The organism is Sulfobacillus harzensis (assembly GCF_012933365.1).
In the GTDB taxonomy this organism is placed as follows: Bacteria; Bacillota; Sulfobacillia; order Sulfobacillales; family Sulfobacillaceae; genus Sulfobacillus_B; species Sulfobacillus_B harzensis.
Genome location: NZ_JABBVZ010000002.1, coordinates 82,297 through 107,685, shown reverse-complemented (window position 1 = coordinate 107,685; position 25,389 = coordinate 82,297). Strand labels below are relative to the sequence as shown.

Sequence of the window (25,389 nt, the reverse complement as noted above, 5' to 3'; positions counted from 1 at the left end):
CTGACCACCGCTACATGTGTTGTAGTTGCGTCAGTTCAGGCCCTAAATACGGTACAACAAATCTTTTTTCAAGGGAGAAAACCGATGCTTGTCGACCTATTTTCTGTGCAACCCTTGATGAAGCCCGAAGATTATCTCTCCCGGGAAGCCTTCTATCACAAGATTGATCGGTACTTTCAAGCGGCCTCCCGGGAACGCACGGCCGACAGACCGGCGGTCATTGTGTTCCCCGAGGACCTAGCCACTTTTTTGCTCTTGGAAGGTCACGCCGACATTCTGTCTTCGGTAAAAACCGTGGATGAGGCCTTTACCGTCCTCGGCAAACGAATGCTTCCGCGCATTCTCTGGACCATGGTGCAATATGGCACCATACGGTCTAAGCGCGCCTTTTTTGCCAACGGCGCCGCCAAGGTCTGGCACATCTGGCACGGAACCATGTCCCGCCTAGCTCACGACTATCAAATGACGGTGGTGGCCGGCTCAGCCCTTATCCCGGAAAGTCGCTGGATGTATGATACCAACAGCTACATGCCGCGGAGCGCGAAAATTTACAATTTAAGCTTCACCGTGGGACCGGATGGTCACGTGCTCAGCCGTACCAAAAAAGTCAACCTGGTTCCTACGCAAGAGGATGTGCTAGAACTCACGCGAGGCCGGCTGGACGAAGCCCTGGATGCGGTTCATATTCCTGGAACCTCCATTCCCATGGCCACCGCGATCTGCTATGACGCGTTTTGGCGTCCCCACACGGATCACGAGCCGACGTTTCAAAATGTCTTAGCGGCACTGGATGCCCAGGGCGTTCAACTTGTGGCTCAGCCATCCGCCAATCCCTGGCGCTGGGACGAGGCTTGGCCCTTCGACCCGCCCGGCCACCCGCCACGCACCCGAGCCCAACAGTGGGACCAAGAAGGCTCTCAGACGGCGTTGAAACATGCCCAGCACGTCGAGGTAATTATCAATCCGCAGTTATTGCTGGAGTTTCTCGACCTTCACTTTGATGGTCCGAGCCGTATTTTAGCCCGCAACGGGGAGACGGTGTCCACGCTGGTGGAAGCGGGAGCCGTTCGGGGACCCGAAGCCGAAATGGTGCTGAAGAGTGAGTGGGACTTTTCCGAGTCTAATGCGTTCGCCGCAGCCAAAACCGGTACGGAGCCGACCCCACGTCCGCTTTTACGATTTCGTGCCCGGTCGCGCGTGCCCAAGCCGGAAAGTCGTTAAGCGAGCCCGGATCCGTGGTCCAGACGGCCAAAATTTCTCCGACCTCAATGGCGGTGATTTCCCGTTTAACCTTAAGTATCGGCAAAGGGCAAGGTAGTCCTTTGGCATCCAAGATACGCGATGCTTGAATTTCTTGCATAGTATCACCTTCCAATGGTTGCCAAATATTCCTAATTTAGGTATAATCGGCGCGATCGCATTCTTCCCTGTGAAGGAGGGAGCTCGTGTCCACTCCCCGCATTGCTGTCTCCCAAGCTCCGTACATACGGGACGTCGATTCCGCTCTGAACCGCGCCCTCGATCACATGCGCCACGCCGCCAGCCGCGGGGTGGATATCGTGGTCTTCCCGGAGTGGTTTCTTGGTCTGAATCCGGTGGAGGTTTTGCCCAACCGCCTCACCGATCGTATCGGCCGCCTCGCCCGCGAACTCAACGTCATGGTAGTGACCGGCAGCATTCGCGCTCTCGAACCCGAAAGCGGTAAAAAGCAACAACGGTCTTTGGTCATCGAGCCAGACGGCACCTTAGCCGGTTCTCATGCCAAGTTGCTCTTCCAACCCACGGAACGTCCTTGGTTTGAGCCGGGGCCGAGCGTCAGCGCCATTTCTACCCGTTGGGGCCGTATTGTTATTTTACCGGGACTGGACGCCATCGATCCAGATGTCTGGGAATCTACGCGTGAACTGGTCCCCGATTTAGTGGTCATGGCCGCCAATCCCCGAACCATCGCGGACCGCAACCAGATTCAGGAAATCGCCATTCAGCGGTCGCAAGACATTCACAGCATGGTTGTCGTCGCGCCACTAATTGGCCGCTTTTCCGGCTCCGCCTACGTCGGAGGCGCTCTCATCGCTGATCATGGCCGAGTCTTGGGTATGGCGGATGAGCAAGAAACCATCCTCATTGCCGGAGACCCGGAGGCGCCACTTATTCAACTCGGCGTCACCGACATTTCCGCCTATATCCCGCTGGCGCGCCCACTAGGCGGACGGCCATTGGATGTTAAGCGCGCCATCGGACCGGAAGCCGAACGGCGCGTATTGGTTGACTGGGGGCTCCTCGCCTCCTCTGAGCCCGCCCGGGTAGCGGAAGAATTGTTGGCCATGGCACGGGACAACCCACGGTGGATTGCGTTGGCACCTGCTCGCCCGGGCTATGCCGAGGACTTGAAGCAATTGCTCGCCCAGGGTGCAGGCGGTGCATTCATATATCCGGGGATGGACCGCGCCTTCCCCTGGGCCGAATCGGTGCGCCAATTGGGCCGCGTGCTGGCGGAGGCCCACAAGCCGCTTCTCGTGCATGGCGGACCGGGACCCGCTCCCTTGCGTTTCGACAGTCCCGCCCTGTGGGACGAGTTCTTGATGGAATTTTCCACCGTCCCCGTCATCATTCATTCGATGGGCCAGCGCTCCCCCTATTTAGAAGAGGCATTGGTGTTAGCGGAACGCCACCCGCACGTCTACCTAGAAACCTCGCGGGCTCCTATAAGCGCGATTAAAGAAGCCATCCACACGGCGGGGCCGGATCGGGTACTGTTTGGGAGTGGCGGATTGGCCCAAGATTTCCATAAGGAGTGGGAAAAAGTTGAGAGACTGGAGTCGGAGATGTCTCCACAGGCGTTTCAAAAGCTAGTGAATTTGAACGCGCGCAGTCTCTTTTTTCAGCCCGACGGCCAGGAGCGTCGGGGACGCGATTCAATCCATCCGTTTCGCCGCCCGAGTTGAGATGATGGGGGAGCAGACGTGATATACTAAAGAGAAGATCTTTTTGTCGATGAAGGATTGAAGGAGGCGGCCCTTTCGGAATCTCCCATAGTGATGGACAACAAGGTGCCGGTCGTTGATTTAGGCGGGCGTCCCTTGACGCCGTGCAGTCCGGAGAAAGCGGAACAAAATCTTCGTGACGGTTTGGCCACCATGTCCGAAGACGGCGTCCTGCACCTGAACTACCGTCCCCTGGCGCACCGACGCATTTACCGCCAAGTGCAAAAGCGGGACGGATGGGTGTGTGCCTGGTGCGGGGGCCCGGGGTCCACGCTGGAGCATGTGATCCCCATTTGCTGGGGTGGGCAAACCTCCCTGGACAACTGCGTGATTGCCTGCCGCGCCTGCAATCACAGCCGCAACAATGCCTTGCCGTCCACCTTCGTCCGCTGGACCGGGTTTCGACCGCGCCACCCGGTGGTTCGCGATATTTTGGCGCACGAAGAGGAACTCTTGGCCAAGGCGCAGGCAGCGCTTCTCACCCGTCCGCTGTCATCCTGCCTTAGCCGTGAGGAGGCACAAGTGTGGGTGGCCTATCACGCGCCGTCCAGCGACTGGGTCCGTCCCGATCCGCCTGATGAGCCCATTACTCGCCTCAAGCCGGACATGAAACCGTTTGGCGAATACTTTGTGCCTTAACCCTAGGGTCCCGATCCTAGCCGAGAGCGCCGGTAACTTGACGACTTTACAACATTCATGGCACCCCGTAGCGGCATCCGGAAACTTCTCCTGGAGTTCAACCTTAAGCCGGAGAGAGCCGACCTTGAGCCCAATTGCGGCGTCGCTCCACTTCTTCCGGCAGCATCCGGGCCCAAGGGATGAATTCCGCCGCCACCTCCTCAAGAAGGGCGGGCGTGAGCGGTCGCCCTTGTTGTGCGGCAAAAAACTCGGCTTCAATGACCAACGCCTGAATATCCGCTCCGGAAAAATTCACGAGGCGCGCGCCGAGGCCGTGGAAGGCAGTGCGATCGGGAACGTTCTCGGCCGCCAAGTGAATTTGCAGTATGTCCTCCCGGGCATTCGCATCCGGCAAATCGACGAAGAACAGTGCGTCAAATCGGCCCGGCCGCCACAGCTCCGCCGGCAGGCCATCCAAGCTATTGGCCGTACAGGCCACCAAGACCGGTGACGAGTGTTCGTGCATCCAGGTTAAAAGGTAGCCCAGCATCCGCTGGCTGACCCCCGCATCCTCCACGGAATCGCCAGTGCCCACGCCCTTATCGATTTCGTCAATCCACAAGATCGCCGGCGCCAAACCCTCCGCCGCCGTCAGCGCGGCTCTCAGCTGAGCTTCCGACTGCCCCACGTATCGACCGAACAAGCCCCCCCAATTCAGCCGCAGCAACGGACGATCCCACGATCGCGCCAAAGCTTGAACAGACAAGCTTTTTCCTGTACCCGGCACTCCATAGAGCAACACACCGCGCGGAAAGGGGAGATGCAAATCAGGATTTAGTGCCAGAGCCCGGCGCTCAACCCACGCTTTCAATTTGTGAAGTCCACCCACCCCGCCCCAATCCACTGCGGGCTCCACCAACTCCAAGCCGGGGACCTGCACCGCCCGCCTTTCGGCCTGGTGACGGAGCGACACGTCCGCACCGTGTCGCCAATGGGCCATTTGAGGACTCCACGGGCCTCCTAGTGCGAGGCTTACGCTGTATTGGCTAAGACTATCGGGCAAATCGTAGCCGGGTGGGGAAGACGCCACGAGCAGCACCGGAGCCTTGCGCGTGGCGATGTCCCGAAGGGCCCGCCGCGCAAGAGGAGACAGTGACTCCAGCGGCAGGTCCATGGCCACCACAATCCCTGCTGGAGCGGACAAGGCCCTCTCCAGGAACGTTTCCACGTCGCGAGACAACTGCGCTCCAATCGCATCATCCGGACGCCGGAGGCCCGTCACGGCGCTCCACACCCACAAGGGCACCGCCCGCCGTTCAGCCAGCGCCTCCGCTTCCCGAAGCAGCAACGTTTCATCCCAGGTCACAACGTGGACCAGGCGCAGCCCTTGATCCCACCATCGGTTTAGAAGAACGGACGGCGATTCATCAGACATCACATTTCCTCTGGTTGGCTGATGCCCATCAGAGCCAACCCGCGGGTATTGACAGCCAGCACGGCCTCAATGAGCGCAAGCCTTGCCTGCCGCACCCCCGCCTCCGCGTCCAAAATGCGGTGAGCGCGGTAAAACGTGTGAAAGGCGGCGGCTAAATCGGTCATAAATTTGGTCAGATGCTGCGGGGCCCGTTCTTCGGCCACCCGTACAATCACCTCCGGGAAACGAGCGAGCAAAAACACCAGTTCGCGTTCCTCTGGTGCTGTCAGGAGGGCCAAATTGACCGGAACGGTATCGGCCCCAAGCGCCCGCCACTGTCTCAATACGCTGTGAATGCGCGCCCCGGCATATTGCACATAGTACACCGGATTGTCCGACCCTTTGAGCGTGGCTAGGTTTAAGTCGAAATCCATGGGGGTTTCCGGCGCCCGCTCCAACAAGAAGAAGCGGGCTGGGTCCACACCGGCTTCCTCAATTAAATCCTCCAACGCCACAAAATCCCCACCGCGTTTGGACATCCGAACCAGCTCATGGCCTCGTAACAGGCGTACCAACTGGACAATCAGAATCTCCAGCCGCTCTGGCGGGTACCCCAACGCCTCGACCACCGCCCGCATGCGGTTGACATAACCGTGATGGTCGGGACCCAACAGGTCGATGACAAAATCGTAGCCGCGATCAAACTTTCCGGCGTGGTAGGCGGCATCGGGCACGAAGTAGGTGTAGCTGCCATCAGATTTCACCATGACGCGATCTTTGTCGTCGCCGAACATTGTGGAGGTAAACCACAACGCTCCATCCCGCTCGACGATATATCCACGCTCGCGCAGTCGATCGATAACCGACTCGGGCGCCCCCGCCTCTCTCAACGAGCGTTCGGAAAACCACTGGTCGAATTCCACCCGGAAGGCGCGCAGCGTCTCTTCGTGGCCCTTCCGGATGCGTTCCGCTGCCCATGATCCCAAATCTGGATAATCGTCTTCGGTCAACCCGCGGGCATCCAGTTCGGGATTCTCTTCGATATAGGCGCGAGCCAAATCTTTGACATAGTCCCCCGGATACACCTTTTCCGGCCACGCGGATTCCACGTCCTCACCACCCAACTCCCGCAAGCGAAGCGCCAGGGCATGTCCTAACGTGGCAATCTGATTGCCGGCGTCATTCACATAGAATTCGCGAGAGACGTGAAATCCGGCGGCCGCCATGACTCGGGCCAACGTGTCGCCCACGGCGGCGGCACGGCCACTGACCACCACCATGGGCCCGGTGGGGTTGGCCGACACATATTCCAGCAGGACTTTTTGATGCTGCCCGGCATCGCTATCTCCATAGTGCCCAGGATTGGCGCGCACCTGGTTGACCACTTCTGCCAACCAGGCGGTGTTAAGCGTAAAATTCAAAAATCCTGGGCCGGCGATCTCCACCGCTTCCACCATGGGAAGCGACGGCCACCCATCTACCAGCCGCTGCAACAGCGCGCGTGGGGCTTGCTTGGTGCGGCTCGCCACTTTCAATGCAAAGCTGGTGGTCAAATCCCCATGGCCGCTTTCCGTGGGCACATCGAGTCGGACCAGTTCATCCAGTCCGGGAAGCCCGGCCTTCTCCAGAAAATCAAGAATGACCCGCCGAATCTCTTGGCGGGCCTCGTCCAGCCGCGATACAGCAGGCATCGCGCGACCTCCTAACTAAACTCTCGTCGTCATGGCCAACAGCCCTTCCCGTACCAGCTTGGCGGCCAAAACCGCGGAACGCTGGGATAGATCATGGGCGGGCATGGCTTCCACCAAATCCATCGACACAACGTCCAGTTCGCGCAACAAGCGCACGGCCTCCAAGGCCTCGCCGGAAGAAATGCCGCCCGGCTCTGGGGTCCCCGTCCCCGGCATAAACGCGGGATCGATTACATCGATATCTATGGTGACATAGATGGGGCGTCCCTTCAACTCGGAAAGTCGCTCGCTCAGCGGGCGAAGCACCTCATGGGGATGAAAATGACCATGCTCTTTGGCAAACGCGACCTCTTCACGGGTGGCGGACCGAATCCCAAACTGATAGAGGCTCTTCGGACGCAAAAGCTCCGTGATGCGCCGGAGCACCGTAGCATGAGATAGCTTTTCCCCCAAATAGTCGTCTCTTAAATCGGCGTGGGCATCGAAGTGGACAACGGCGAGATCGGGATAGCGTTTGATGACCGCCTCGACCAAAGGAAGGCTCACCAAGTGTTCGCCGCCTAGGGCAAAGAAGCGGCAGCCCTGTTCCAGCACTCCATCCGCGGCATCATAGATACGCGCCAAACTCTCCGATACGTTGCCAAACGGAAGCTCTAGGTCACCGGCATCATGAATGGCAACGTCCTCCAGGTCGCGATCCTGTGCCAGAGAATAGGTCTCGATAGCATAGGATGCTTCCCGCACGCGCGCCGGGCCAAAGCGGGAGCCGGGTTGAAAGGACACGGTAAAGTCCATGGGAATCCCGAAATAAATAACATCCGCCGCGCCCCCTGAAGCATTCATGCCCAAAAAACGATCCGTACGGCTAAACCCGCTCATCGGACGATGTCCTCCACAAACTTTGGCAGGACGAAGCAGGCATGCTGAATGGCGGGCGTCCAATACCGCGTTTCGATGGCGTCCTCGTTTAGCCGGCGAGACACGCTGGGAGGCGTCTTGGAGGCCATCAAAAAGCTCCAGAATCCACTGGGATAGGTGGGAATGGCGGCCAAGTACAGCCGCACGTCGGAGAAGGCGGTCTGCATTCCAGCCTTCATTTGACGAATCAATGACTGATGCAGGAAGGGCGATTCCGACTGCGCCACCAGAATGCCCTGAGGGCTCAATGCCTTGGCGATGCTTTGATAAAATTCCGCCTGAAACAGACCCTTGGCCGGCCCCACCGGGTCAGTGGAGTCGACAACGATGACGTCAAAATCCCGAGCACTTTTTACCCACTCGATGCCGTCAACATAGTGAACATAGGCCCGCGGATCAGATAGCGCGCTAGAAATCGCCGGGAAGAATTCTCGTGCGGCCTCGACCACCGCCTGATCGATCTCCACCAAGTGCGCTTCTTGCACCGTCTGGTGCTTTAAAATTTCCCGAATCGCCCCGCCATCGCCGCCGCCAATCACGGCGACCTTACGTGGGGCATCCAACATGAAAAGCGGAACGTGGGTAATCATTTCGTGATAAACAAACTCGTCTTTGTCCGTCGTTTGGACGGCCCCATCCAGCGCCAAAAGCCGACCATAGGTTTCCGTCTCCGCGACCAGCAAGTCCTGGAAAGCGGTTTCTTCTGCCTTAAGGATTTGTTCGATGCGAAGGCCCAGGCTCAGCGAGTCTGTTTGATATTCCGTAAACCAGGTTTGCCGCTTCGTCACCGTATTCCCTCCACTAGTACCAGAGCGCCACAGCTGCGAAGGCGCATCCGATCGATTGCACGCGATGCTCCACCGCGCGCACCATGACCCGCTCAATGTCCCGTCCCCGCGACCGAAACGCGTCACGAGCCATTTGCTCCACGGTGCGTGCCGCCTCTTCCTGAGTACAGTGTCCGGAAAATTCCATGATCACCCCATACTCATCGGGACGACCGATGCCGACGGCCACCGCTGCCGCAATCAACGTTCCCGGCTCCTCCGACGTAATGGTGCCGTAAGCTGTAGGCATCAAGCTCCCCGGAACCGCCTCAAACTTCTCGATATGTTCTGCATTCGGGGGTAAGATGGAACTCACCCGAAGCAGATTTAAATTTCCAATGCCCGCCGCCAACAGAGCATTATCAAAGGCGTTCAACCGAGTTGGACCTTCGGCGGCGCCCGCCATGACGGTAAATTTACGTGGTGTGGGTAACACGCACTTGCCTCCTAACCCATAGTCTTGGCTATTATAGCAGACGCTTCCAATAAGGCAACTCAAATCCTAGTCTCTCCGAAATTAGGCCTTCTTTACACGAAATTGACAGATTAGGCATCCCCCGGCTTGCCATACTAATCGACAGATATCTGAAAGGAGGCGGAGCGTGGATCAGCGGCATGGACGACACAGCAAACCGCCAAGCAGCGGCTTTTTTCGAGAGCGGTGGCGACGGATAACGCGCCGTTTGGCGAATACCGGCGCTATGATTAGTCTGCCAGCCCTGGTCATTGGCATCGGAGCGGTGCTCATTCCGACCGCTTGGATATTTATGCCCGCGCCCAATCTGCCCGCCGACACCACGATCTATGATCAGCATGGCCATCTGGTCAGTGTAATTTATTCCACCGTAAACCGGATGCCGGTCACCTATCAGGAAATCCCCGCACATCTCCAAAATGCGCTAGTCGCCATTGAAGACGACACCTTTTGGATCGAACCGGCCGTCGATCCGGTGGGTATCACTCGCGCAGCCCTGCTTGACTTAAGTCGCGGCAAAATTTTGCAAGGCGGAAGCACCATTACGCAACAACTTGCGAAGAACTTATACTTGACGGACCGTCGAACCTTCACCCGGAAATTCAAAGAACTTTTTATCAGCTTGAAACTTTCGACCATTTACTCGCGGCGGCAAATCCTCACGATGTACCTCAATGACGTCTATTTTGGCGAAGGGGCCTATGGTGCACAAGCTGCCTCCGAACGCTACTTTGGACACAGCGTCACCCAGGATACGCTTGCGGAGTCGGCTCTCCTGGCTGGCTTGGTGAATGCCCCAAGCTATTATGATCCTCTGGTCCATCCGGGCGCAGCCATGGCCCGCCGGAACCTGGTGCTGGAACAAATGGCCAAGCTGCATTACATCAGTCCCGCGGAAGCCCGGAGGGCGGAGGCCAGCCCCCTTAATCTCAACAGCACTACCCCAATGGGGGATCGTGCGCCCTATTTTACCCAGTTTGTCGCCGAGCAATTGAAAGCCATCGATCCCCGCGTGGGAAAGAACCTGTATACGGGCGGCTATCGCGTCATCACCACCATGGATTGGCACATGCAGCAAGCTGCCCAGAGCGACGTTGCCAACTATGCGCCTATCAACGGCAAGGTTAATGGGGTCTACGAGCCTCAGGCGGCCCTCGTCGCCATCAATCCGAAAAACGGCTATGTGGAAGCGCTCGTAGGCGGAGACAACTACGCCAACTCGCAGTACGACCGGGCCACTTTAGCAGCCCGTCAGCCCGGATCAACCATGAAATATTTTTTGTATACCACGGTTATTAACAACGGCTATTCCACCTCAGCGGTGAAGGACTCCGCCCCGGTAAAGTTCCCGTCCGGCAACGGCAGTTACTATGTGCCGCACAACTACGGCCACGTGTATAACGGCCCGTTGCCCATTCGGCGAGCCATCGCGCTCTCGGACAATATTGTCGCCACCAAATGGATGGATACCGTGGGTCCTCCGGCGATGATCGCCATGGCCCACCAAATGGGTATTACCAGTCCCTTGGCCGACAACCTGACCACCGCTTTAGGGTCATCGTCGGTGACGCCGTTTGAAATGGCCCGGGCCGTGGCTCCCTTGGCCAACGGCGGATATCGTGTGCACCCCATCGGGGTACTTAAAGTCACCAATGCCAACGGGCAGGTGTTGTACACGGCGGCCCCGAAGCTAACCCGGGTCATAACGCCTCAAGTCGCCTACGTCGTCAACCAATTGTTCCATGCGCCGCTCTTGAGCCCTGTGGGCACGGCGCGGGACTTGGAGCCCATTTTGGGAGGACGTCCAGCCGCGGCCAAAACCGGCACGTCCTCTAAGCAACGGGACGCCTGGCTGGTCGGCTTTACCCCCCAGCTGACGGCCGCCGTCTGGGTTGGCAATGACAACGACAGCCCGGTAGGGCTCACGGGAGATCGGGGCGCCGGTCCCATTTGGGCACACTTCATGGCTGACGCGCTGGCGAATCAACCGATGGTGCACTTCAGCCGTCCCAACGGCATCGTAACGCGAAACGTCTGCTTGAAGACGGGGCTTCTCTCCAATGGGTGCTGTACAACCTACCGCGAGTTCTACATCCGCGGCCATGAGCCAACCAAGGTGAGTCCGGGATGCGGGTCGAACGGCAACGGCGGTTCGGTGAATCCGGGACTGAAAAAGAGCGCGGGCAATAGCGCAGCCAATATTTTGAAGTCCATCTTGAACGGCATTCCTTAAAGATAAGAGCCGAGGTAGGCGTTCTGGGGGTAGCCGCGCTGCTCCCAAAAACCCGGCGAGGCGGTCTTGGAGACGTGAATGCCGACCAGCCACTTTACGGATTTATAGCCATACATATGCGGGACCAAGAGCCTGACGGGGAACCCCTGGGCGCGGGGAAGCGGCTGGCCGTCAATGCGATCGGCCAGCAGCGGCCGATATTCGGCAATCTGATCGGCATTCAGGGTATCAGTATACACGCCATCCCCAGAAAAGAATGTGACCCATGGATGTTCTTGCCGGTCCCAGCCCAACGAGATTAAAAACGCTTCTAAATCCACGCCCTCAAAGGTCACGTGGGGCACCACCCACCCGGTTACACAGTGAAAATTGATATCCACACGCCGGCGCGGCAGGGTTTGGTATTGCTCCCAATCGAGCATCGTCGACCGGGGTAAGCCTAGGACATGGAGGCGCCAATGCCGGCGGGGAATATCGGGAAATCCGTTTACAACCGTGTAGGGGACAAATCCAGGCAAGGCGTCGCTATTCTTTCCCGCCCCTACGAGCCGGCCACTAACCATTTTGGCGAGCGTGGGCACACCCAAAACCACCGGCGTGGCCACAATCGCGCCAGCAAGCCATCGGAGCGCTCGGCGGCGCGAGATATGGAACTGACCGGATGGGTCGCGCCAGATGGGCAGTCGGGTTAGAAGATGCCATATGGTCCACACGATCAAAATCAAGGCGGCCAGGCCATGAACCACCGTCGCTACGGCGCGCGTAGGCGATGGGCCCACCAATAGACCCGCCCCACTGATCAAGAGCATTATCAAAAGAAAGTAAATCCAGCCGCCAAAGGCGGTGCGCCCCGACCGGGGCCACGGGTAGAAAACCCGCACCCATCCGATCAAGGCCACCCCGTATAAGATGCCACCGCCAATGTGAATCCATTGCACAATGGCAAAAAAAGGGCCCACCGCCCTCCGCCAGCTGCTCAAAAAGAGCGCAAAACCAGTGAGGACGATTAGCCCCAAAACCACGACGTGGCGCCAATGGCGCTTGCGAAAGCTCATGCCGGCGCCTGGCCCTTTCGCGCCATCCACTCCGCTTCGGGTGGGAACCACTGAGCCCCAGCTTCCGCCTCCTCCTGCGCCAAGTCGTCCAACAGGGCGCAAAGAAGAGGGTCAACCGACCAATCTATCCGAACCATTGACCGAGCAGATGACCGCCCGCCATCCCCACCACCACCGCGGCGGCGGTGACGAGAAGAAATTGGATCCCGCTCTTCCACCATGACGACTTCGCCACCCTCGCCTTTAGCACGCCCAGCCCAAAGGCGGTGAGAACCGCCAGACAAATGGCCCAAATTTCCGCCGTATGGGCCGAGGGAATTAGGAGATACGGCAATATCGGAGGCGCCGCGCCGGCAATCACGGCCAACCCCATCACCACTGCCGTGGTCCAGGGATTGTCCAGCGAATCCAGCAAAATCCCCAGTTCTTCTTTCATCATGAAATCAACCCAGCGATCCGGATCCGCAGTAACCCGGGCGGTCAATATTTTTATCTCGTCAGAGCTAAATCCTTGAGCGCGATAAATGCCTTCGACCTCAGCCCGTTCCTCATGGGGAAGCTCTGCCACTTCCCGATACTCCCGTTGACGCTCGGCCAAGAAGTACTCATTTTGCGCCACCGTGGACAAATATTGACCTAGGCCCATCGAGACCGCCGCGGCAGCTACGGCTGCCAGTCCCGCGATAATGATTTGATGTGAAGATAGGTGGGAGGCGGTCACACCGACAATAATGCCCGTGATGGACACCAAACCGTCATTCACGCCAAACACCACCTCGCGGATAGAGCGGGCCCGCGGCGTGTGAACTTTGGTCTCAGAGTGACCCATGATAGTATTTGGCAGCATCTCCTCACCCCTTGCTTGGACTTAGGTGGCCAGGGCTGTCATCAACGACTCGAGCGCCATGGGACGGTAATCCCATTCAAACACGTCCGCGAGCCTTTTTTCAACGGTCGGTACGACTTCCGCGAGGTTAATCTCCCGGGCCAACACGCGTCGCATGGAGGTAACCCCTTTATCATCAATCCCGCAGGGAATGATGCCGGTGAAATGGGTTAAATTCGGGTCCACATTGAGCGCGAAGCCATGTTGCGAAATCCAATGGCTGGCCTTCACGCCAATGGCGGCAATTTTCTCATTCCCCACCCAAACGCCGGTATGGGGTGGAAGTCTTTCCGCCTGAATCCCAAAATCTGAAAGCGCACGGATCAGAGCCTCTTCCAACTGACGTAGATACTGGTGCAAATCCCGGCCGTAACGGGTCAAGTTTAAAATGGGATAGCCCACCAACTGACCGGGTCCATGATAGGTGATATCGCCACCGCGATCCACGTCATAGAGTTCAATGCCTTCACGCTTCCGTTCGGCTTCGCCCCAAAGCAGATTGGCCAGCGAGCCGTGAGCCCCGCGGCCTACCGTGTATACCGGAGGATGTTCCACCAACAGCAGGGTGTCCGCTAACTCTCCCTTTCGTACCCGTTCTCCCACCGCCCGCTGCAAGTTCCAAGCCTCGCCATAGGCCATGCGGCCCAAATGAATGAGATTGGCCTCTGGCATTCTTAGACCTCCTTGGGGACCTGCGAAGCCGCATGATAGGAACTCCGCACCAGAGGGCCGGCCTCCACATGCCGAAATCCTAGCGCTTCCGCCTCCACCTTAATCTCCCGAAACTCGTCCGGGGTGTAATAGCGCTCCACCGGCAAGTGCTTTTGGTCAGGGCGCAGGTATTGACCCACGGTTAGAACATCTACCAGGTTTTCCCGCATATCCTCCAGCACCTGGCGAATTTCCTCGCGGGTTTCCCCGAGTCCCACCATGATTCCCGACTTGGTCACGACGTCCGGATTTTGCTGCTTGACTCGCCGCAAAAGCTCCATCGTCCTTTCATAGCGGGCCTTGGGCCGAACCCATGGGTATAATCGGGGCACCGACTCGGTATTATGGTTCAAGATATCGGGGCGGGCCTCCACAATGCGTTCCAATGCCTTCCAGTTGCCCATCAAATCCGGAATCAGCACCTCAACCCCACACCCGGGCACCTCACGGCGAATCTCCTCAATGCAACCGACAAAAATCTGGGCTCCTCCGTCTGGAAGATCATCGCGGGTGACGGACGTAATCACCACGTGTTTGAGTCCCATCCGTTTGGTGGTTTGAGCCACCCGTTTCGGCTCCAACAAATCGAGTCCGGTTGGCCGACCAGTGGTAATGGCGCAGAAGCCGCAATTGCGCGTGCAAATGTCGCCCAAGATCAGAAAGGTGGCGGTACGGGCTTCCCAACACTCGTAAATATTTGGGCAAAGGGCCTCCTCGCAGACCGTATGCAGGGTCTCCGAACGCATCATGTTCTTGATTTCGAGATAATTCTCGCCCTGAGTCAACCGCACTTTCAACCACGGCGGCGGCTTGGGGCCAGGGGCCGTACGGGATTTATGAACCTGGGGCAATGGTTCCATGGGGTACTCCTTTCTCTCTGGCAGAGCTAGGGGGACCAGGGAGCCGGATGGCTCCCTCACCTCCTAGTAAATCGACGTGTTGGGCCCAATGGACTCCAAGTTCTTCTTAATCACCTGCAAGAACTTGCCAGCCTCGGCACCATCCACCACCCGATGGTCAAACGACAGGCAGATGTTGACCATTGACCGAATGGCAATCATATCCCCGACAACCACGGGCCGCCGGACAATGGACTCCATTGTCACGATGCCCACCTCTGGTGCGTTAATCACCGGATAGGTGAGAACCGTGCCCACGGCGCCGGTGTTGTCCAGGGTAAACGTCCCACCGGACAAATCGTCCATGGTTAGCCGACCCGCTCGGGCACGCTTGACCAGGTCCTGTGTGGCTTTGGCGAGCCCCACGATGTTCTTCTGGTCCGCATCCTTAACCACAGGCACAATCAATCCACGGTCGGTTGCTGCCGCCATCCCAATGTTAATGCGCTTCTTATGCACAATGGAGTCGCCGTTCCACTGGGAATTCAGCTCCGGAACCGCCCGCAAAGCTTCCACCACAGCGCGCATCATAAAGGGCACATATGTCAGGGACACGCCCTCGCGTTCCTTGAACTCGTCCTTGATGCGGCTGCGTAGCTCGGTAAGCCCCGTCACGTCCACCTCAACCATCAGCCAAGCATGGGGTACAGTCTGCTTGGAGCGCACCATGCGCTCGGCAATGACTTTGCGAACCGGAGCCAACGGCTCGACCGTGTCCCCATCCTCAATAACGGCAGGTGCCGACTCCACTGCAAACGAAGCGGTGGCCGCTTCGCGTGCCGGTTGGGCGGTGGCGGCCTGCCCAGCTGCCGGAGCTTGAGCTTGGTTTTCCACGGCCTTTAAAATGTCATTGCGGGTTACACGTCCGCCCGCACCGGTTCCCGCAACTTCGGCCGGATTGATACCATGCTCCTCCGCCAAGCGACGAACGGCCGGCGAGTAACGCCCCCGGATCTCACCCGTTGAGGGAGCCGGACGACTGGGCTCGGCAGTTTGGGCGGCAGCGGGTTCCGCCGCTTGGGGTGCCGCGGCCTCGGGAGCCGGCGTTTCCTGCGACTCCCCGGATCCCGCTCCTTCAACTTCAATCTCGCAAATGGGTGTTCCAATGGGAACTGTCGTGCCCGGATCCACCAAGATTTTGGAAACCTTGCCGGATACGGGGGAGGGCACTTCCGCATTGACCTTGTCGGTCATGACTTCCAACAGCGACTCGTACTTTTCCACCTCGTCGCCGACATTTTTCAGCCACTGGCCAATGGTCCCCTCGGTGACTGATTCGCCCAATTGCGGCATGGTGACAACTTCGGTAGCCATGTGCATCCTCCTCGTCTCTTAGAACTTGGCCAATTCTCGCGCCTTGTCACGAATCTTCTCCGGCGTAACCATGAAGGCGTGCTCTAGTGGTGCCGCATACGGCATTGCCGGAACGTCCGGTCCCGCCAGACGCATGATGGGCGCGTCGAGATAGAAGAGCGCATGCTCCGAGATGAGGGCACTAACCTCCCCACCGATGCCGCCGGTCAAATTGTCTTCGTGCACGACAAGTACTTTACCGGTCTTCTTGGCTGTCTCCAGTATTTTCTCCACATCCAAGGGCCTCACCGATCGAAGGTCCAGCACCTCAACGGAAATTCCTTCCTTCTCCAGCTCTTCGGCCGCCTTGAGCGCATAGCTCACCATGAGACCATAGGTAATAATGGAAACATCCTTGCCCTGGCGTTTATAGTCGGCCTGACCGATGGGAATCAGGTACCGTTCATCAGGCACCTCACCCTTCAACGACCGGTATGCGGCCTTGTGTTCAAAGTACAGCACCGGATCCTCGTCTTGGATGGCTGAGGCCAGCAGTCCCTTGGCATCATACGGAGTCCCCGGCACCACAACCTTGAGGCCCGGAACGTGGGCAAAGAACGCCTCCACGCTTTGCGAGTGATACAGGGCACCGTGAACACCACCACCAAAAGGCGCCCGAATCACCAACGGCACATGGAAGGTGCCGTTGGAGCGGTAGCGAATGCGCGCCGCCTCCTGCACAATCTGGTTAATGGCGGGGAAAATGAAGTCGGCAAATTGAATTTCCGGAACGGGCCGCAGACCATTAATGGCTGCGCCAATCGCCGTGCCGACGATGGCCGCTTCCGCCAAAGGCGAGTCAATCACCCGCTCTTCTCCAAACTCCTTTTGCAATCCCTCGGTGACGCGGAACACTCCGCCCCGCACCCCCACGTCCTCACCATAAATGATGATGCGTTCGTCGCGCCGCATCTCTTGGCGCAAAGTTTCCCGAATCGCTTCTAGATAGCTTAATACCGCCATAGTCGTTCGCCCGGCTCTTGGTCAACGCCGGACTTTGCCCTCCTTATCTGGTTTCATCCGTCGTCGACTTACAACGATCCGTAGACGTGATCCCCGAGCGTGGCGGGATCCGGCAAAGCCGCCTTTTCAGCAAAATCCGTGGCATCATTGACGATATCCTTAATCTTTTTCTGCATCTCCTTAAGTTTCTCGTCAGTGAGAATGCCTTCGTCCTTCAAGCGCTTCTCAAACATCGCGATGGGGTCGCGCTTTTTCGCTTCGGCAACCTCCTCGCGGGAACGATAGGCGCGATCGTCGTCGTCACTGGAATGGGGCACGAAGCGATAGGTCTTGGCTTCGATCAGGGTTGGACCTTCGCCGCGGCGGGCTCGATCAGCGGCCTCTTTCACAACTTCGTAGACTTTAACAGGATCGTTGCCATCCACAATCACGCCCGGCATACCGTAACCAGCGGCCCGTGCTGCCACATCCTGAACCGCCATCTGCTTGCGCGACGGCACCGAAATGGCGTAGCCATTGTTTTCGTTGAAGAAAATCACCGGCAGCTTATGTACTGCGGCAAAGTTCAGCGCCTCGTGGAATTCGCCTTGGCTGGTGGAGCCTTCGCCGAAGTACGCCACCGACACCCGCCCATCCTTTAAAACTTTGGACGCCAAGGCCAATCCGGCGGCATGCACGTCTTGGGTGGCCACCACAGACCCGCCGGTTAAAATGTGCAGTTTGGCATGCCCCCAGTGAGCTGGCATCTGCCGTCCGCCCGAGTTCGGGTCATCAGCTCGACCCAATAAGTGCAGCATCACTTCGCGCGGCGTCATGCCATACGCCAACACCAATGCCAAGTCCCGGTAATACGGGCAAATCCAATCTTCCCCGCGATTCAAGGCGAATGCCGAGCCTACCTGGGCGGCCTCATGCCCGTTGGAGGTATATACCACCGGCGCGCGTCCTTGCCGGTTTAAAATCCACATGCGGTCGTCCACGGCGCGAGCAAGCGCCATGTGGTAATACATGTCCAGCATCAGCTCAGGAGTTAATCCGTTGTCTGACACCCTCACCCTCTCCTTTCAATCCTCACCGTTTATGCTGGGGAGGAGCCATAGACATGGTCATAGAGCGTGCCCGGATCGGGCTCGGGAGACTGTTCCGCAAAGTCCGTGGCATCGTCTACTTCCTGCTTCACGCGCTGATAGAGCGCTTTTTCGGCCTCACTATCCCACAGTTTTTCCTTTTCCAACCAAGTACGGAACACCACCAGGGGATCGTCCCGCTTTTCTTCCTCCAACTTCTCCCGCGAACGATAGCTGCGATCGTCGTCATCGCTGGAATGCGCGGTAAACCGATGCGTTTTGGCTTCAATGAGCGTGGGTCCTTCCCCGCGCAGCGCCCGAAGTCGAGCTTCGCGTACCACCTGGTACACTTCCATTGGGTCGGAGCCTCGCACGACCACCGATGGGATGCCGTAGCCTTGGCCTCTCTCGGCCACATCATGGATGGCCATTTCCCGCTCTTGCGGAACGGAAATGGCGTAGCCGTTGTTCTCAACCAGAACAATTACCGGCGTCTTATGGACAGCCGCAAAGTTCAGCGCCTCATGAAACTCGCCCTGATTCGTAGAGCCTTCCCCCAACGAGGTGAGCACCACGCCTTCGGTGTGCTTCAACTTCATGGCCCACGCCAAACCCACAGCATGCACGACCTGCGTTGCCACCGGCGAAGAACCCGTCAAAATGCGCTTGGCATAGTGACCATAGTGCGACGGCATTTGCCGCCCGCCGGAATTGGGATCGGCCGCCCGGCCCAGCTGGCCCAGCATTACCTCCCGCGGCGTCATCCCGAACGCCATCACCATCGCCATGTCGCGATAATACGGGGCCAGCCAGTCGGACGTCGGGTCCAGCGCCATCGCAGCGCCTACCTGAACCCCTTCCTGACCCTGACCAGAGATCACAAACGCCGACTTGCCTTGGCGGTTCAGAATCCATATCCGCCGGTCAAGTTCGCGACTTAGCACCATGTAATAATACATGGTCTGAAGCCGTTCCGCATCTTGCTCGAGGCCTGCCATTGGCGTCCCCCTCGATTAAATGTGAATAGCGTGCCCGTCCACCGCCAAGGCAGCTTCATGCAGCACTTCCGATACCGTGGGGTGCGCATGAACGCTTTCCGCCACTTCCCATGCGGTCGCTTCCAAGAAACGCGCCAGCGCCATCTCGTTGATGTAGTCGGATGCGTGCGGACCCACAATGTGAGCTCCCAACAATGCGTCCGTTTTCTTGTCGGCCACCAACTTGACAATGCCGTCCGGTTCGCCCAGGATCAGCGACTTGCCGTTAGCGCGGAAAGGAAACACCCCGACCTTCACATCATATCCACGATCTTGTGCCTCTTTAGCGGTCAAGCCGACCGAGGCAACCTCCGGCCGCGAGTAGGTGACGCGCGGAACTCGGGCGGGATCAAGCAACTCGGGATTCTTGCCAGCGATGGTCTCGACCGCAATCATGCCCTCGTGCGATGCGACATGGGCCAACAGGTAGCCTCCAATCAAGTCACCGATAGCGTAGATGTGCGGGACGTTAGTACGGTAATGGTCGTCCACGGTGACGAAGCCCCGTTCAACCTTGACGCCCACCGTCTCCAGCCCGACGTCTTCCGTGATGGCTTTGCGTCCTACGGCCACCAAGAGCACCTCGCCATTTATCTCGGACACCTTGCCGTCCGGCCCGGTCACCTTCGCACTAACACCCTTGGCGCTCTTCTTCACGCTCTTGAGATCAAACTTGGTACCGGCCAAAATTTTGATGCCCCGCTTGGTGAGCATCTTGGTCAATTCGCCCGCAACTTCCTCGTCATCCTGCGGAAGAATATGGGGGAGCATTTCGATCAAAGTGACATTGGCGCCGAAATCGTTGTACATGGAGGCGAACTCGACGCCGATGGCGCCCCCGCCTAAAATGATGATGGACTTGGGGATGTCGGTCTTCTCCAAAATGTGGTCGGAACTTAAAATCTGCTTGCCATCAAAGGGCAAGTCGGGGAGTTCCCGGGGCACGGAGCCGGTCGCCAGGACAATATCTTTGGCTGTTAGGGTTGTTTTCCCGGACTCTTGGGCGACCTCCACGTGCGAGGCATCCACCAAGCGGCCCCAACCTTGAACCACCGTTACCTTGTTTTTCTTAAGTAAAAACTCGACGCCCTTCCAAAGCTGGGTTACCACTTTATCCTTCTTAGCCATGGCCTTGTCGTAGTCCAACCCAACCTTGTCGGCCGTGATGCCGAACTCATCGCGATGCTGAAAAGTGTGATACAGCTCTGCGGTATGTAACAGCGCTTTGGTGGGAATGCAGCCCCGGTGAAGGCAAGTTCCGCCCACCCGGCCCGCGTCAACCAAGGCGGTTTTCAATCCTAGCTGCGCCGCCCGAATGGCGGCCACATATCCACCGGTGCCGCCTCCGAGGATAATGACGTCAAAACTGGTCTCTGCCATACTTCTCCTCCCTAAACCTGGTGTCGGGACACGCCGCGCCCTTAGCAATATGGCCAGGACGCACGCTCACTGCCCAAAGAGTGCTCTCGACGCATGCCCATCGGCGGCCGGCCACAAGCCCGCCGTTCCTAGACCCCGACGATTCCGGTCCCTGACGCGGCCCGCCGCGGCTCGAGAAGAGGAATAAAGAGACCGGCTAATGCTTTCGATTCCACCCTTTGAGGCTACCTAGAGCCTAACGCTTTCACCAACTTATCGCAACTACCTCCGCGCCGCCAGTTCAAACAAGGAAGACGGCAATATTTGTCGAATTTATCGGCAACCGGATCCCCGAGGGGGCCTCTTCTTGAAAACCGCGGCAGCCAATCCTCATCGGCTTAACGTGGCGGAAAACCTGGCGCTAAGTTTCTTCTGGCTCACCTCTAATATGCAATGGACTGCGCTCATCATCATTGTCGTGCCCGAGGTTGTGCTGCACATGGTCGGCCCAGCCCGATCCGGCCCAGCCGTGTCCTGGCTGACCGCATCCGGGGCGTTACTGGCCTCGATAATTCAACCCATCGTTGGGGCGCTCTCCGATCGCAGCACCCATCGAGCCGGACGCCGACGTCCGTATATGGTAACCGGGGTGGCAGGGACGGCGCTCGCGCTGGCGGCCATGGGATTTTCCCACCGCTTCGCGACCTTTCTCTTCTTTTATCTCCTATTGCAGGTCTTCTCGAACTTAGCGTCCGCTCCCTACCAAGCGCTCATCCCGGACGTGGTGGTTTTTGAACAACGCGGCGTGGCCTCCGGTTACATGGGACTCATGAGCCAAGCCGCCATAATTGGTGGTGTGCTGCTGCCCAGCTTTTTCACCGTGCGGACCACCTTTCTGGTGCTGGCGGTTTTGCAACTGGTAGGTCTGGTTGTCACGGTGCTCGGTGTTCCGGAAGTTCCCCTCCGGCAAAAACCGCCGGACTGGCATCTCAGCACGTTTCTCAAGAGTTTCTGGATCCCTCCCAAAGTTCACGGCGACTGGTGGTGGGTATTTTTCACACGGCTTCTGGTCATGCTGGGGTTTTCCACGTTGGAGTACTACCTCTATTACTATCTCCACTTTGTCCAACATCTGGCCAATCCCAACCCGATGCTGGATCAGGCGCTCATCGCGGTTACACTGGCTTCACTGGCGTCCGTCCTCAGTGCGGGATGGCTTTCGGACAAATGGAGTCGGCGCAAAATTATGGTTATCATGGGCGGCTTCGTCATGGGCGCCGCCGCTTTGGGATTTGTGTTCACCCATAGCTTATTGATGGTGACAGTGTTTGCGGTCATCTTTGGCTTAGGTTACGGAACCTATCTCTCCACCGATTGGGCCTTGGCGGTCGACGTGCTGCCGCCGACGGGAGACGCCGCTAAGGACATGGGTCTCTGGTCCATTTCACAAACGGTGGCACAGACCATCTCCACCGCCGTTGCCGGCATCCTATTGGCCGTCCTCGTCGTCCACTTTGGCAACGCCTTCTCATACCGCGCACTCTTCGTCCTAACCTTTGTCTACTTTCTTTTCGGCTCGATACTAGTGACTCGCGTCCGCAAGGTCCGCTAAAAGAGGAGCAGGACCCTCCACGAGTCCTGCTCATGATGCAGCATGCGCCGCTTATGGGGTGGGGGTCTCGCGACGGGTCCAGCGGTCGCGGTCCCGCGTTTCAAATTTCTTCATCACCGCTTGAAAGGCTGCATCCAGATCAATCTGAAGACTGTTGGCGAAGGATGCCAGCACAAACAGGATATCGCCCAATTCCATTTCCAACGAATTCTCAGGCTCATTGGCCTTTTTCTGCTTGGGGCCAAACTGATGATTGACCTCGCGGGCCAACTCTCCCAGTTCCTCCGTGAGGCGCAGCATCATCACCGCGGGTGAGAAATACCCTTCCTCGAATTGACTAATCCAGGCATCCACCGTCTGCTGCATCTCACCAATCGTCATCGGGACTCTCCGGTGGTAAACCAACGAGGAAAAGCCCGGTAATATTCCTGGGGGACCTGGACGTGCTGCTCGAAGTGCAAGGCCGCCGCATTCGCCCAATACGGGTCGCGGAGAAGTCCACGGGCAATCGCCACCATGTCCGCTTCGCCCCGTTCGAGAGCCGCCTGAGCCAGATCAAACGATTCCATGCGGCCTACCGTAATGACCGGCACATTCAGCGCTTTTTTCAACTCGGCAGCATAGGGCAGTTGATATCCAGGATAATCGTGAATGTGCACCACCGCGTTTCCGCCCGTGGACACGTCAAACATATCCACCCCGTGATCGCGATAGATGCGAGCCATTTCCAGCAAATCGGCAAAGCTGTAGCCCTGATCGGTGTATTCGGTGGCGGAAAGCCGCATTAAGAGCGGCATACCGCTCGGCATAACGGACTTGACCGCCTCAATCACCTCGACGCCAAAGCGGGTGGGCTCCCCGTATTCGTCCGTACGGTGGTTGGACAGGGGCGACATAAATTGGTGAATGAGGTATCCGTGAGCGCCATGCAGCTCAAGGGTATCCACCCCCGCCTCGAGCGCCCGTCGGGCTCCCTCACGGAAGGCGTCCACCAGCCGGCGAATGTCATCCCGACTCAGTTCGCGGGGCACGCGATACTTATCCGAGAAGGCAATCGGTGAAGGTGCCTCCGGTTGCAATTCGGGAGACTCCGCTTTGCGCCCCGCGTGAGCAAGTTGAATCCCGATTTTGGCCCCGTAGCTGTGAACCTGATCAACAATGCGGCGAAACGCAGGGATTTGGGCGTCATCCCAAATGCCCAGATCGTACACGGTAATGCGGCCGTCCGGCACGACATCGGTCATTTCCATCATCACGAGACCGACGCCGCCCACCGCCCGCGATATGTAATGCACATAATGCCACTCATTCGGTGCCCCATCCTTGGCCCACACCGAGTATTGGCACATCGGCGACATCATCACACGGTTTTTGATCTCTAAGCCATTTAGTGCAAAACGGTCGAACAATCCTGCCATGCCTCACACCTCGTCTCGTATTTCTGGCTGCTTACTTATGATAAGGGTGTCCTTGCCCTATTGTCCATGCCCGGTACAGTTGTTCGGCCACCACCACTTGTGCCAAGCCGTGCGGTAACGTGAGCGGCGTCAACGACCAGCGCCAGTCGGCCCGTGTCTGAACAGCGTCGGAAACGCCGGCGCTGCCGCCTACCACCACGGTTATAGGGCGAGACAGTTTCCGCCAACGCTCGAGATGCTGCGCCAGTCCTGGCGAATCCACCTGCTCGCCCTTGACATCCAGCAACACCACAAAGTCCCGTGCGCCAATGCGTGCTAATAGCCGTTCTCCTTCCCGGATTTGTGAGATGGACTCCTGTCCGCGTTTAAAGGGCACTTCGGCCACAGTCTGCCACGTGAGCCCCAAGGGGCTAAGGCGCTTGACATATTCTGCGACGAGACCCGCTAAACGCTGATCGCGTGGACGACCCACAGTTAACAAACGAAATTGGCTCACGTGTCCTCCTCCAAGAGCGTCTGCAATTGGAGCCGATTTTAGCATACCTCGGTTGCCACCGCGGCTCGAAAAAAGCTGGCGTTATGGTTCCCTAAACCGAAACAGACGGGTTTCCCCGTCTGCCTTTCCGTTAGCCGATGTGCGTGATTTAGGCGGGATGTTTCCGGTGAGCGGTGGAGCTCTCCTCCGACGCCGCTGGCTGAGGGATCTCTTGCAGTCGAATGCGCACCGTCAGATTCGCCGTCCCGCGAAGGACCGACACATCAATCTCGCGGCCCACGGTCGTGTGTTCCAATACTTTGACGACATCGCGGAGATTGTGGACCGGATGGTGGTTAATGGCCGTTACCAGATCGCCCGCCCGAAGTCCGGCGACCGCCGCCGGCCCGTTGGGCGCCACGCTCACAATCATCATACCGAGCTGGTGATTCGGAACTGGTTGCAGGGTGATCCCCATCCACGGGCGGCGCACGCGTCCGTACCGTATCAGCTGTTGTACGACATACTGTACGGTATCACTGGGAATGGCAAATCCAATACCCTCGACGCCGGTTTGGGCAATCTTGCTCGAATTGATCCCGATGAGCTCGCCCCGGTCGTTGACCAAGGGCCCCCCGCTGTTTCCCGGGTTTATCGCCGCGTCTGTTTGGATTAGGTGATATTCCCATCCGTCGCGATACATCACCCGGTCTTTAGCCGATACCACACCCACGGTGACCGTGTGCGTCAGTCCCAGCGAGTTGCCAATCGCCACCACCAATTGCCCGGGCTCAATCGCGCGAGAACTGGTAAAATGAATCGGAACTAAATGTTGGGCGTGAATGCGAATGACGGCCAAGTCGGTGGGAGGGTCAACACCGACCACCCGAGCTCGAAAGCGTTGACCGGTCGACAGCACCACCGTCAGCGCATCGGCTCCCTGAACCACGTGGTAGTTGGTTACAATATCTCCTTCGCGGTTCAGCACCACGCCGGAGCCCATGCCTTTCATTTGCTCACGACTTCCATTCAGACGATTGTTTTGCACAACCACCACAGAAGGCCCCACCCGCTTGGCCACCTCGACCGCCGGCCAATTGAAGGTATCGCTGTTAGGCTTGGGCCCGAGAAACGTCATCAACCACGCTCCCAGGAGCAATCCCGCAATCCCCACAATGAGTGTCTTTATCCTGAGCCCCACCGAGATCCCTCCCATCTAGGACAAACATATGAGGGGGATAGGGCGCTTAGACTGTTCCCAATACCTGTCGTCCCGTGCCATCGTCGGTATAATAAGGAAAATATCGAAATGGTGGTGGACCCCTGTGATTCTCCCGGACATCCTGTCGGCAGCAGCCTTATTGGTCGGCATCGCAATCCTGCTTGTTCTTCTC

The 25,389-nt window shown here is 58.1% G+C and carries 24 protein-coding genes; 5 read left to right on the top strand and 19 right to left on the bottom strand.

Translation table 11 applies throughout. The features are described from left to right. Positions 1–84: 84 nt before the first annotated feature. Entirely contained in the window at positions 85–1,221 is a 1,137-nt protein-coding gene (locus tag HIJ39_RS01230) for a nitrilase-related carbon-nitrogen hydrolase (RefSeq protein WP_207711386.1), read from the top strand. Here HIJ39_RS01230 and HIJ39_RS01225 read toward each other — a convergent pair. Further along, positions 1,121–1,360 carry a sulfurtransferase TusA family protein gene (locus HIJ39_RS01225; RefSeq protein WP_169095848.1) on the bottom strand — a complete coding sequence of 80 codons (240 nt, stop codon included), beginning with the start codon at positions 1,358–1,360 and terminating at the stop codon, positions 1,121–1,123. The genes HIJ39_RS01230 and HIJ39_RS01225 overlap by 101 nt on opposite strands. Before the next feature lie 85 nt (positions 1,361–1,445). Here HIJ39_RS01225 and HIJ39_RS24860 point away from each other — a divergent pair, with 85 nt between their 5' ends. After that, on the top strand, positions 1,446–2,945 hold the full coding sequence (locus HIJ39_RS24860) for a nitrilase-related carbon-nitrogen hydrolase (RefSeq protein WP_169095846.1): 1,500 nt from the start codon (positions 1,446–1,448) through the stop codon (positions 2,943–2,945). Between the two features lie 93 nt (positions 2,946–3,038). Then, on the top strand, positions 3,039–3,623 hold the full coding sequence (locus HIJ39_RS01215; protein ID WP_169095868.1) for an HNH endonuclease: 585 nt from the start codon (positions 3,039–3,041) through the stop codon (positions 3,621–3,623). 103 nt (positions 3,624–3,726) lie between these two features. On the opposite strand, the gene HIJ39_RS01210 is transcribed toward HIJ39_RS01215, so the two are convergent. From HIJ39_RS01210 to HIJ39_RS01190, 5 genes are read right to left on the bottom strand one after another with little or no spacing between them, the layout of a single operon-like run. Next, entirely contained in the window at positions 3,727–5,037 is a 1,311-nt protein-coding gene (locus HIJ39_RS01210) for an AAA family ATPase (protein ID WP_169095844.1), read from the bottom strand. Next, positions 5,037–6,707: an arginine--tRNA ligase gene (argS, locus tag HIJ39_RS01205; protein ID WP_169095842.1), complete on the bottom strand. Its 1,671-nt coding sequence runs from the start codon at positions 6,705–6,707 to the stop codon at positions 5,037–5,039. The genes HIJ39_RS01210 and argS overlap by 1 nt, the downstream gene beginning before the upstream one ends. Before the next feature lie 15 nt (positions 6,708–6,722). Then, positions 6,723–7,586 (bottom strand): agmatinase, encoded by an 864-nt coding sequence (gene speB, locus HIJ39_RS01200; protein ID WP_169095840.1) that lies wholly within the window; start codon positions 7,584–7,586, stop codon positions 6,723–6,725. Continuing rightward, positions 7,583–8,413 carry a polyamine aminopropyltransferase gene (speE, locus tag HIJ39_RS01195; RefSeq protein WP_169095838.1) on the bottom strand — a complete coding sequence of 277 codons (831 nt, stop codon included), beginning with the start codon at positions 8,411–8,413 and terminating at the stop codon, positions 7,583–7,585. The genes speB and speE overlap by 4 nt, the downstream gene beginning before the upstream one ends. 13 nt (positions 8,414–8,426) lie before the next feature. Next, on the bottom strand, positions 8,427–8,888 hold the full coding sequence (locus HIJ39_RS01190) for a pyruvoyl-dependent arginine decarboxylase (RefSeq protein ID WP_169095836.1): 462 nt from the start codon (positions 8,886–8,888) through the stop codon (positions 8,427–8,429). 166 nt (positions 8,889–9,054) lie between these two features. Between HIJ39_RS01190 and HIJ39_RS01185 the strand changes: the two genes are divergently transcribed. Beyond that, positions 9,055–11,160, top strand: a complete 2,106-nt coding sequence (locus tag HIJ39_RS01185) for a transglycosylase domain-containing protein (protein ID WP_338055039.1) — start codon at positions 9,055–9,057, stop codon at positions 11,158–11,160. Here HIJ39_RS01185 and HIJ39_RS01180 read toward each other — a convergent pair. The 9 genes from HIJ39_RS01180 to lpdA all read right to left on the bottom strand — a co-directional run bounded on the left by HIJ39_RS01180 (position 11,157) and on the right by lpdA (position 20,511). Then, positions 11,157–12,215 (bottom strand): molybdopterin-dependent oxidoreductase, encoded by a 1,059-nt coding sequence (locus HIJ39_RS01180; protein ID WP_169095834.1) that lies wholly within the window; start codon positions 12,213–12,215, stop codon positions 11,157–11,159. The genes HIJ39_RS01185 and HIJ39_RS01180 overlap by 4 nt on opposite strands. A 124-nt stretch (positions 12,216–12,339) precedes the next feature. Continuing rightward, positions 12,340–13,062 carry a VIT1/CCC1 transporter family protein gene (locus HIJ39_RS01175; RefSeq protein ID WP_169095832.1) on the bottom strand — a complete coding sequence of 241 codons (723 nt, stop codon included), beginning with the start codon at positions 13,060–13,062 and terminating at the stop codon, positions 12,340–12,342. Between the two features lie 21 nt (positions 13,063–13,083). Continuing rightward, the gene (gene lipB, locus HIJ39_RS01170) at positions 13,084–13,773 is read right to left on the bottom strand and encodes a lipoyl(octanoyl) transferase LipB (RefSeq protein ID WP_169095830.1); all 690 of its coding nucleotides are present in this window, start codon (positions 13,771–13,773) and stop codon (positions 13,084–13,086) included. Between the two features lie 2 nt (positions 13,774–13,775). Then, positions 13,776–14,672, bottom strand: coding sequence for a lipoyl synthase (gene lipA / locus HIJ39_RS01165; RefSeq protein ID WP_169095828.1), 897 nt, complete (start codon positions 14,670–14,672; stop codon positions 13,776–13,778). A gap of 63 nt (positions 14,673–14,735) precedes the next feature. After that, the gene (locus HIJ39_RS01160; RefSeq protein ID WP_169095826.1) at positions 14,736–16,025 is read right to left on the bottom strand and encodes a dihydrolipoamide acetyltransferase family protein; all 1,290 of its coding nucleotides are present in this window, start codon (positions 16,023–16,025) and stop codon (positions 14,736–14,738) included. Between the two features lie 18 nt (positions 16,026–16,043). Then, positions 16,044–17,027, bottom strand: a complete 984-nt coding sequence (locus tag HIJ39_RS01155) for an alpha-ketoacid dehydrogenase subunit beta (protein WP_169095824.1) — start codon at positions 17,025–17,027, stop codon at positions 16,044–16,046. Between the two features lie 68 nt (positions 17,028–17,095). Continuing rightward, entirely contained in the window at positions 17,096–18,076 is a 981-nt protein-coding gene (locus tag HIJ39_RS01150) for a thiamine pyrophosphate-dependent dehydrogenase E1 component subunit alpha (RefSeq protein ID WP_338055037.1), read from the bottom strand. A 29-nt stretch (positions 18,077–18,105) separates the two neighbouring features. Next, positions 18,106–19,092, bottom strand: a complete 987-nt coding sequence (locus HIJ39_RS01145) for a thiamine pyrophosphate-dependent dehydrogenase E1 component subunit alpha (RefSeq protein WP_169095822.1) — start codon at positions 19,090–19,092, stop codon at positions 18,106–18,108. Between the two features lie 15 nt (positions 19,093–19,107). Then, complete coding sequence (lpdA, locus tag HIJ39_RS01140) at positions 19,108–20,511, bottom strand: dihydrolipoyl dehydrogenase (protein ID WP_169095820.1); 1,404 nt, start codon at positions 20,509–20,511, stop codon at positions 19,108–19,110. Between the two features lie 346 nt (positions 20,512–20,857). Here lpdA and HIJ39_RS01135 point away from each other — a divergent pair, with 346 nt between their 5' ends. Continuing rightward, a complete protein-coding gene (locus HIJ39_RS01135; protein WP_169095818.1) occupies positions 20,858–22,102 on the top strand; it encodes an MFS transporter in 1,245 nt (414 codons plus the stop codon). Between the two features lie 51 nt (positions 22,103–22,153). On the opposite strand, the gene HIJ39_RS01130 is transcribed toward HIJ39_RS01135, so the two are convergent. From HIJ39_RS01130 to HIJ39_RS01115, 4 genes are all read right to left on the bottom strand, one after another. Further along, entirely contained in the window at positions 22,154–22,483 is a 330-nt protein-coding gene (locus tag HIJ39_RS01130; protein WP_169095816.1) for a nucleotide pyrophosphohydrolase, read from the bottom strand. Beyond that, positions 22,480–23,520, bottom strand: coding sequence for an NADH:flavin oxidoreductase/NADH oxidase (locus HIJ39_RS01125; protein ID WP_169095814.1), 1,041 nt, complete (start codon positions 23,518–23,520; stop codon positions 22,480–22,482). The genes HIJ39_RS01130 and HIJ39_RS01125 overlap by 4 nt, the downstream gene beginning before the upstream one ends. A 31-nt stretch (positions 23,521–23,551) precedes the next feature. After that, positions 23,552–24,016: a 23S rRNA (pseudouridine(1915)-N(3))-methyltransferase RlmH gene (locus tag HIJ39_RS01120; protein WP_338055036.1), complete on the bottom strand. Its 465-nt coding sequence runs from the start codon at positions 24,014–24,016 to the stop codon at positions 23,552–23,554. A gap of 148 nt (positions 24,017–24,164) precedes the next feature. After that, positions 24,165–25,196, bottom strand: a complete 1,032-nt coding sequence (locus HIJ39_RS01115) for a S1C family serine protease (protein ID WP_338055035.1) — start codon at positions 25,194–25,196, stop codon at positions 24,165–24,167. Between the last annotated feature and the right edge of the window lie 193 nt (positions 25,197–25,389).

What these genes read in the sequence shown, in the direction of transcription:
- HIJ39_RS01230 (WP_207711386.1), top strand. Translation starts at nt 85, where the DNA reads ATGCTTGTCGACCTATTTTCTGTGCAACCCTTGATGAAGCCCGAAGAT.
- lipB (WP_169095830.1), bottom strand. Translation starts at nt 13,773, where the DNA reads ATGCCAGAGGCCAATCTCATTCATTTGGGCCGCATGGCCTATGGCGAG.
- HIJ39_RS01215 (WP_169095868.1), top strand. Translation starts at nt 3,039, where the DNA reads ATGGACAACAAGGTGCCGGTCGTTGATTTAGGCGGGCGTCCCTTGACG.
- HIJ39_RS01155 (WP_169095824.1), bottom strand. Translation starts at nt 17,027, where the DNA reads ATGGCGGTATTAAGCTATCTAGAAGCGATTCGGGAAACTTTGCGCCAA.
- HIJ39_RS01160 (WP_169095826.1), bottom strand. Translation starts at nt 16,025, where the DNA reads ATGGCTACCGAAGTTGTCACCATGCCGCAATTGGGCGAATCAGTCACC.
- speB (WP_169095840.1), bottom strand. Translation starts at nt 7,586, where the DNA reads ATGAGCGGGTTTAGCCGTACGGATCGTTTTTTGGGCATGAATGCTTCA.
- HIJ39_RS01145 (WP_169095822.1), bottom strand. Translation starts at nt 19,092, where the DNA reads ATGGCAGGCCTCGAGCAAGATGCGGAACGGCTTCAGACCATGTATTAT.
- HIJ39_RS01175 (WP_169095832.1), bottom strand. Translation starts at nt 13,062, where the DNA reads ATGCTGCCAAATACTATCATGGGTCACTCTGAGACCAAAGTTCACACG.
- lpdA (WP_169095820.1), bottom strand. Translation starts at nt 20,511, where the DNA reads ATGGCAGAGACCAGTTTTGACGTCATTATCCTCGGAGGCGGCACCGGT.
- lipA (WP_169095828.1), bottom strand. Translation starts at nt 14,672, where the DNA reads ATGGAACCATTGCCCCAGGTTCATAAATCCCGTACGGCCCCTGGCCCC.
- HIJ39_RS01180 (WP_169095834.1), bottom strand. Translation starts at nt 12,215, where the DNA reads ATGAGCTTTCGCAAGCGCCATTGGCGCCACGTCGTGGTTTTGGGGCTA.
- argS (WP_169095842.1), bottom strand. Translation starts at nt 6,707, where the DNA reads ATGCCTGCTGTATCGCGGCTGGACGAGGCCCGCCAAGAGATTCGGCGG.
- HIJ39_RS01225 (WP_169095848.1), bottom strand. Translation starts at nt 1,360, where the DNA reads ATGCAAGAAATTCAAGCATCGCGTATCTTGGATGCCAAAGGACTACCT.
- HIJ39_RS01210 (WP_169095844.1), bottom strand. Translation starts at nt 5,037, where the DNA reads ATGTCTGATGAATCGCCGTCCGTTCTTCTAAACCGATGGTGGGATCAA.
- HIJ39_RS01130 (WP_169095816.1), bottom strand. Translation starts at nt 22,483, where the DNA reads ATGACGATTGGTGAGATGCAGCAGACGGTGGATGCCTGGATTAGTCAA.
- HIJ39_RS01125 (WP_169095814.1), bottom strand. Translation starts at nt 23,520, where the DNA reads ATGGCAGGATTGTTCGACCGTTTTGCACTAAATGGCTTAGAGATCAAA.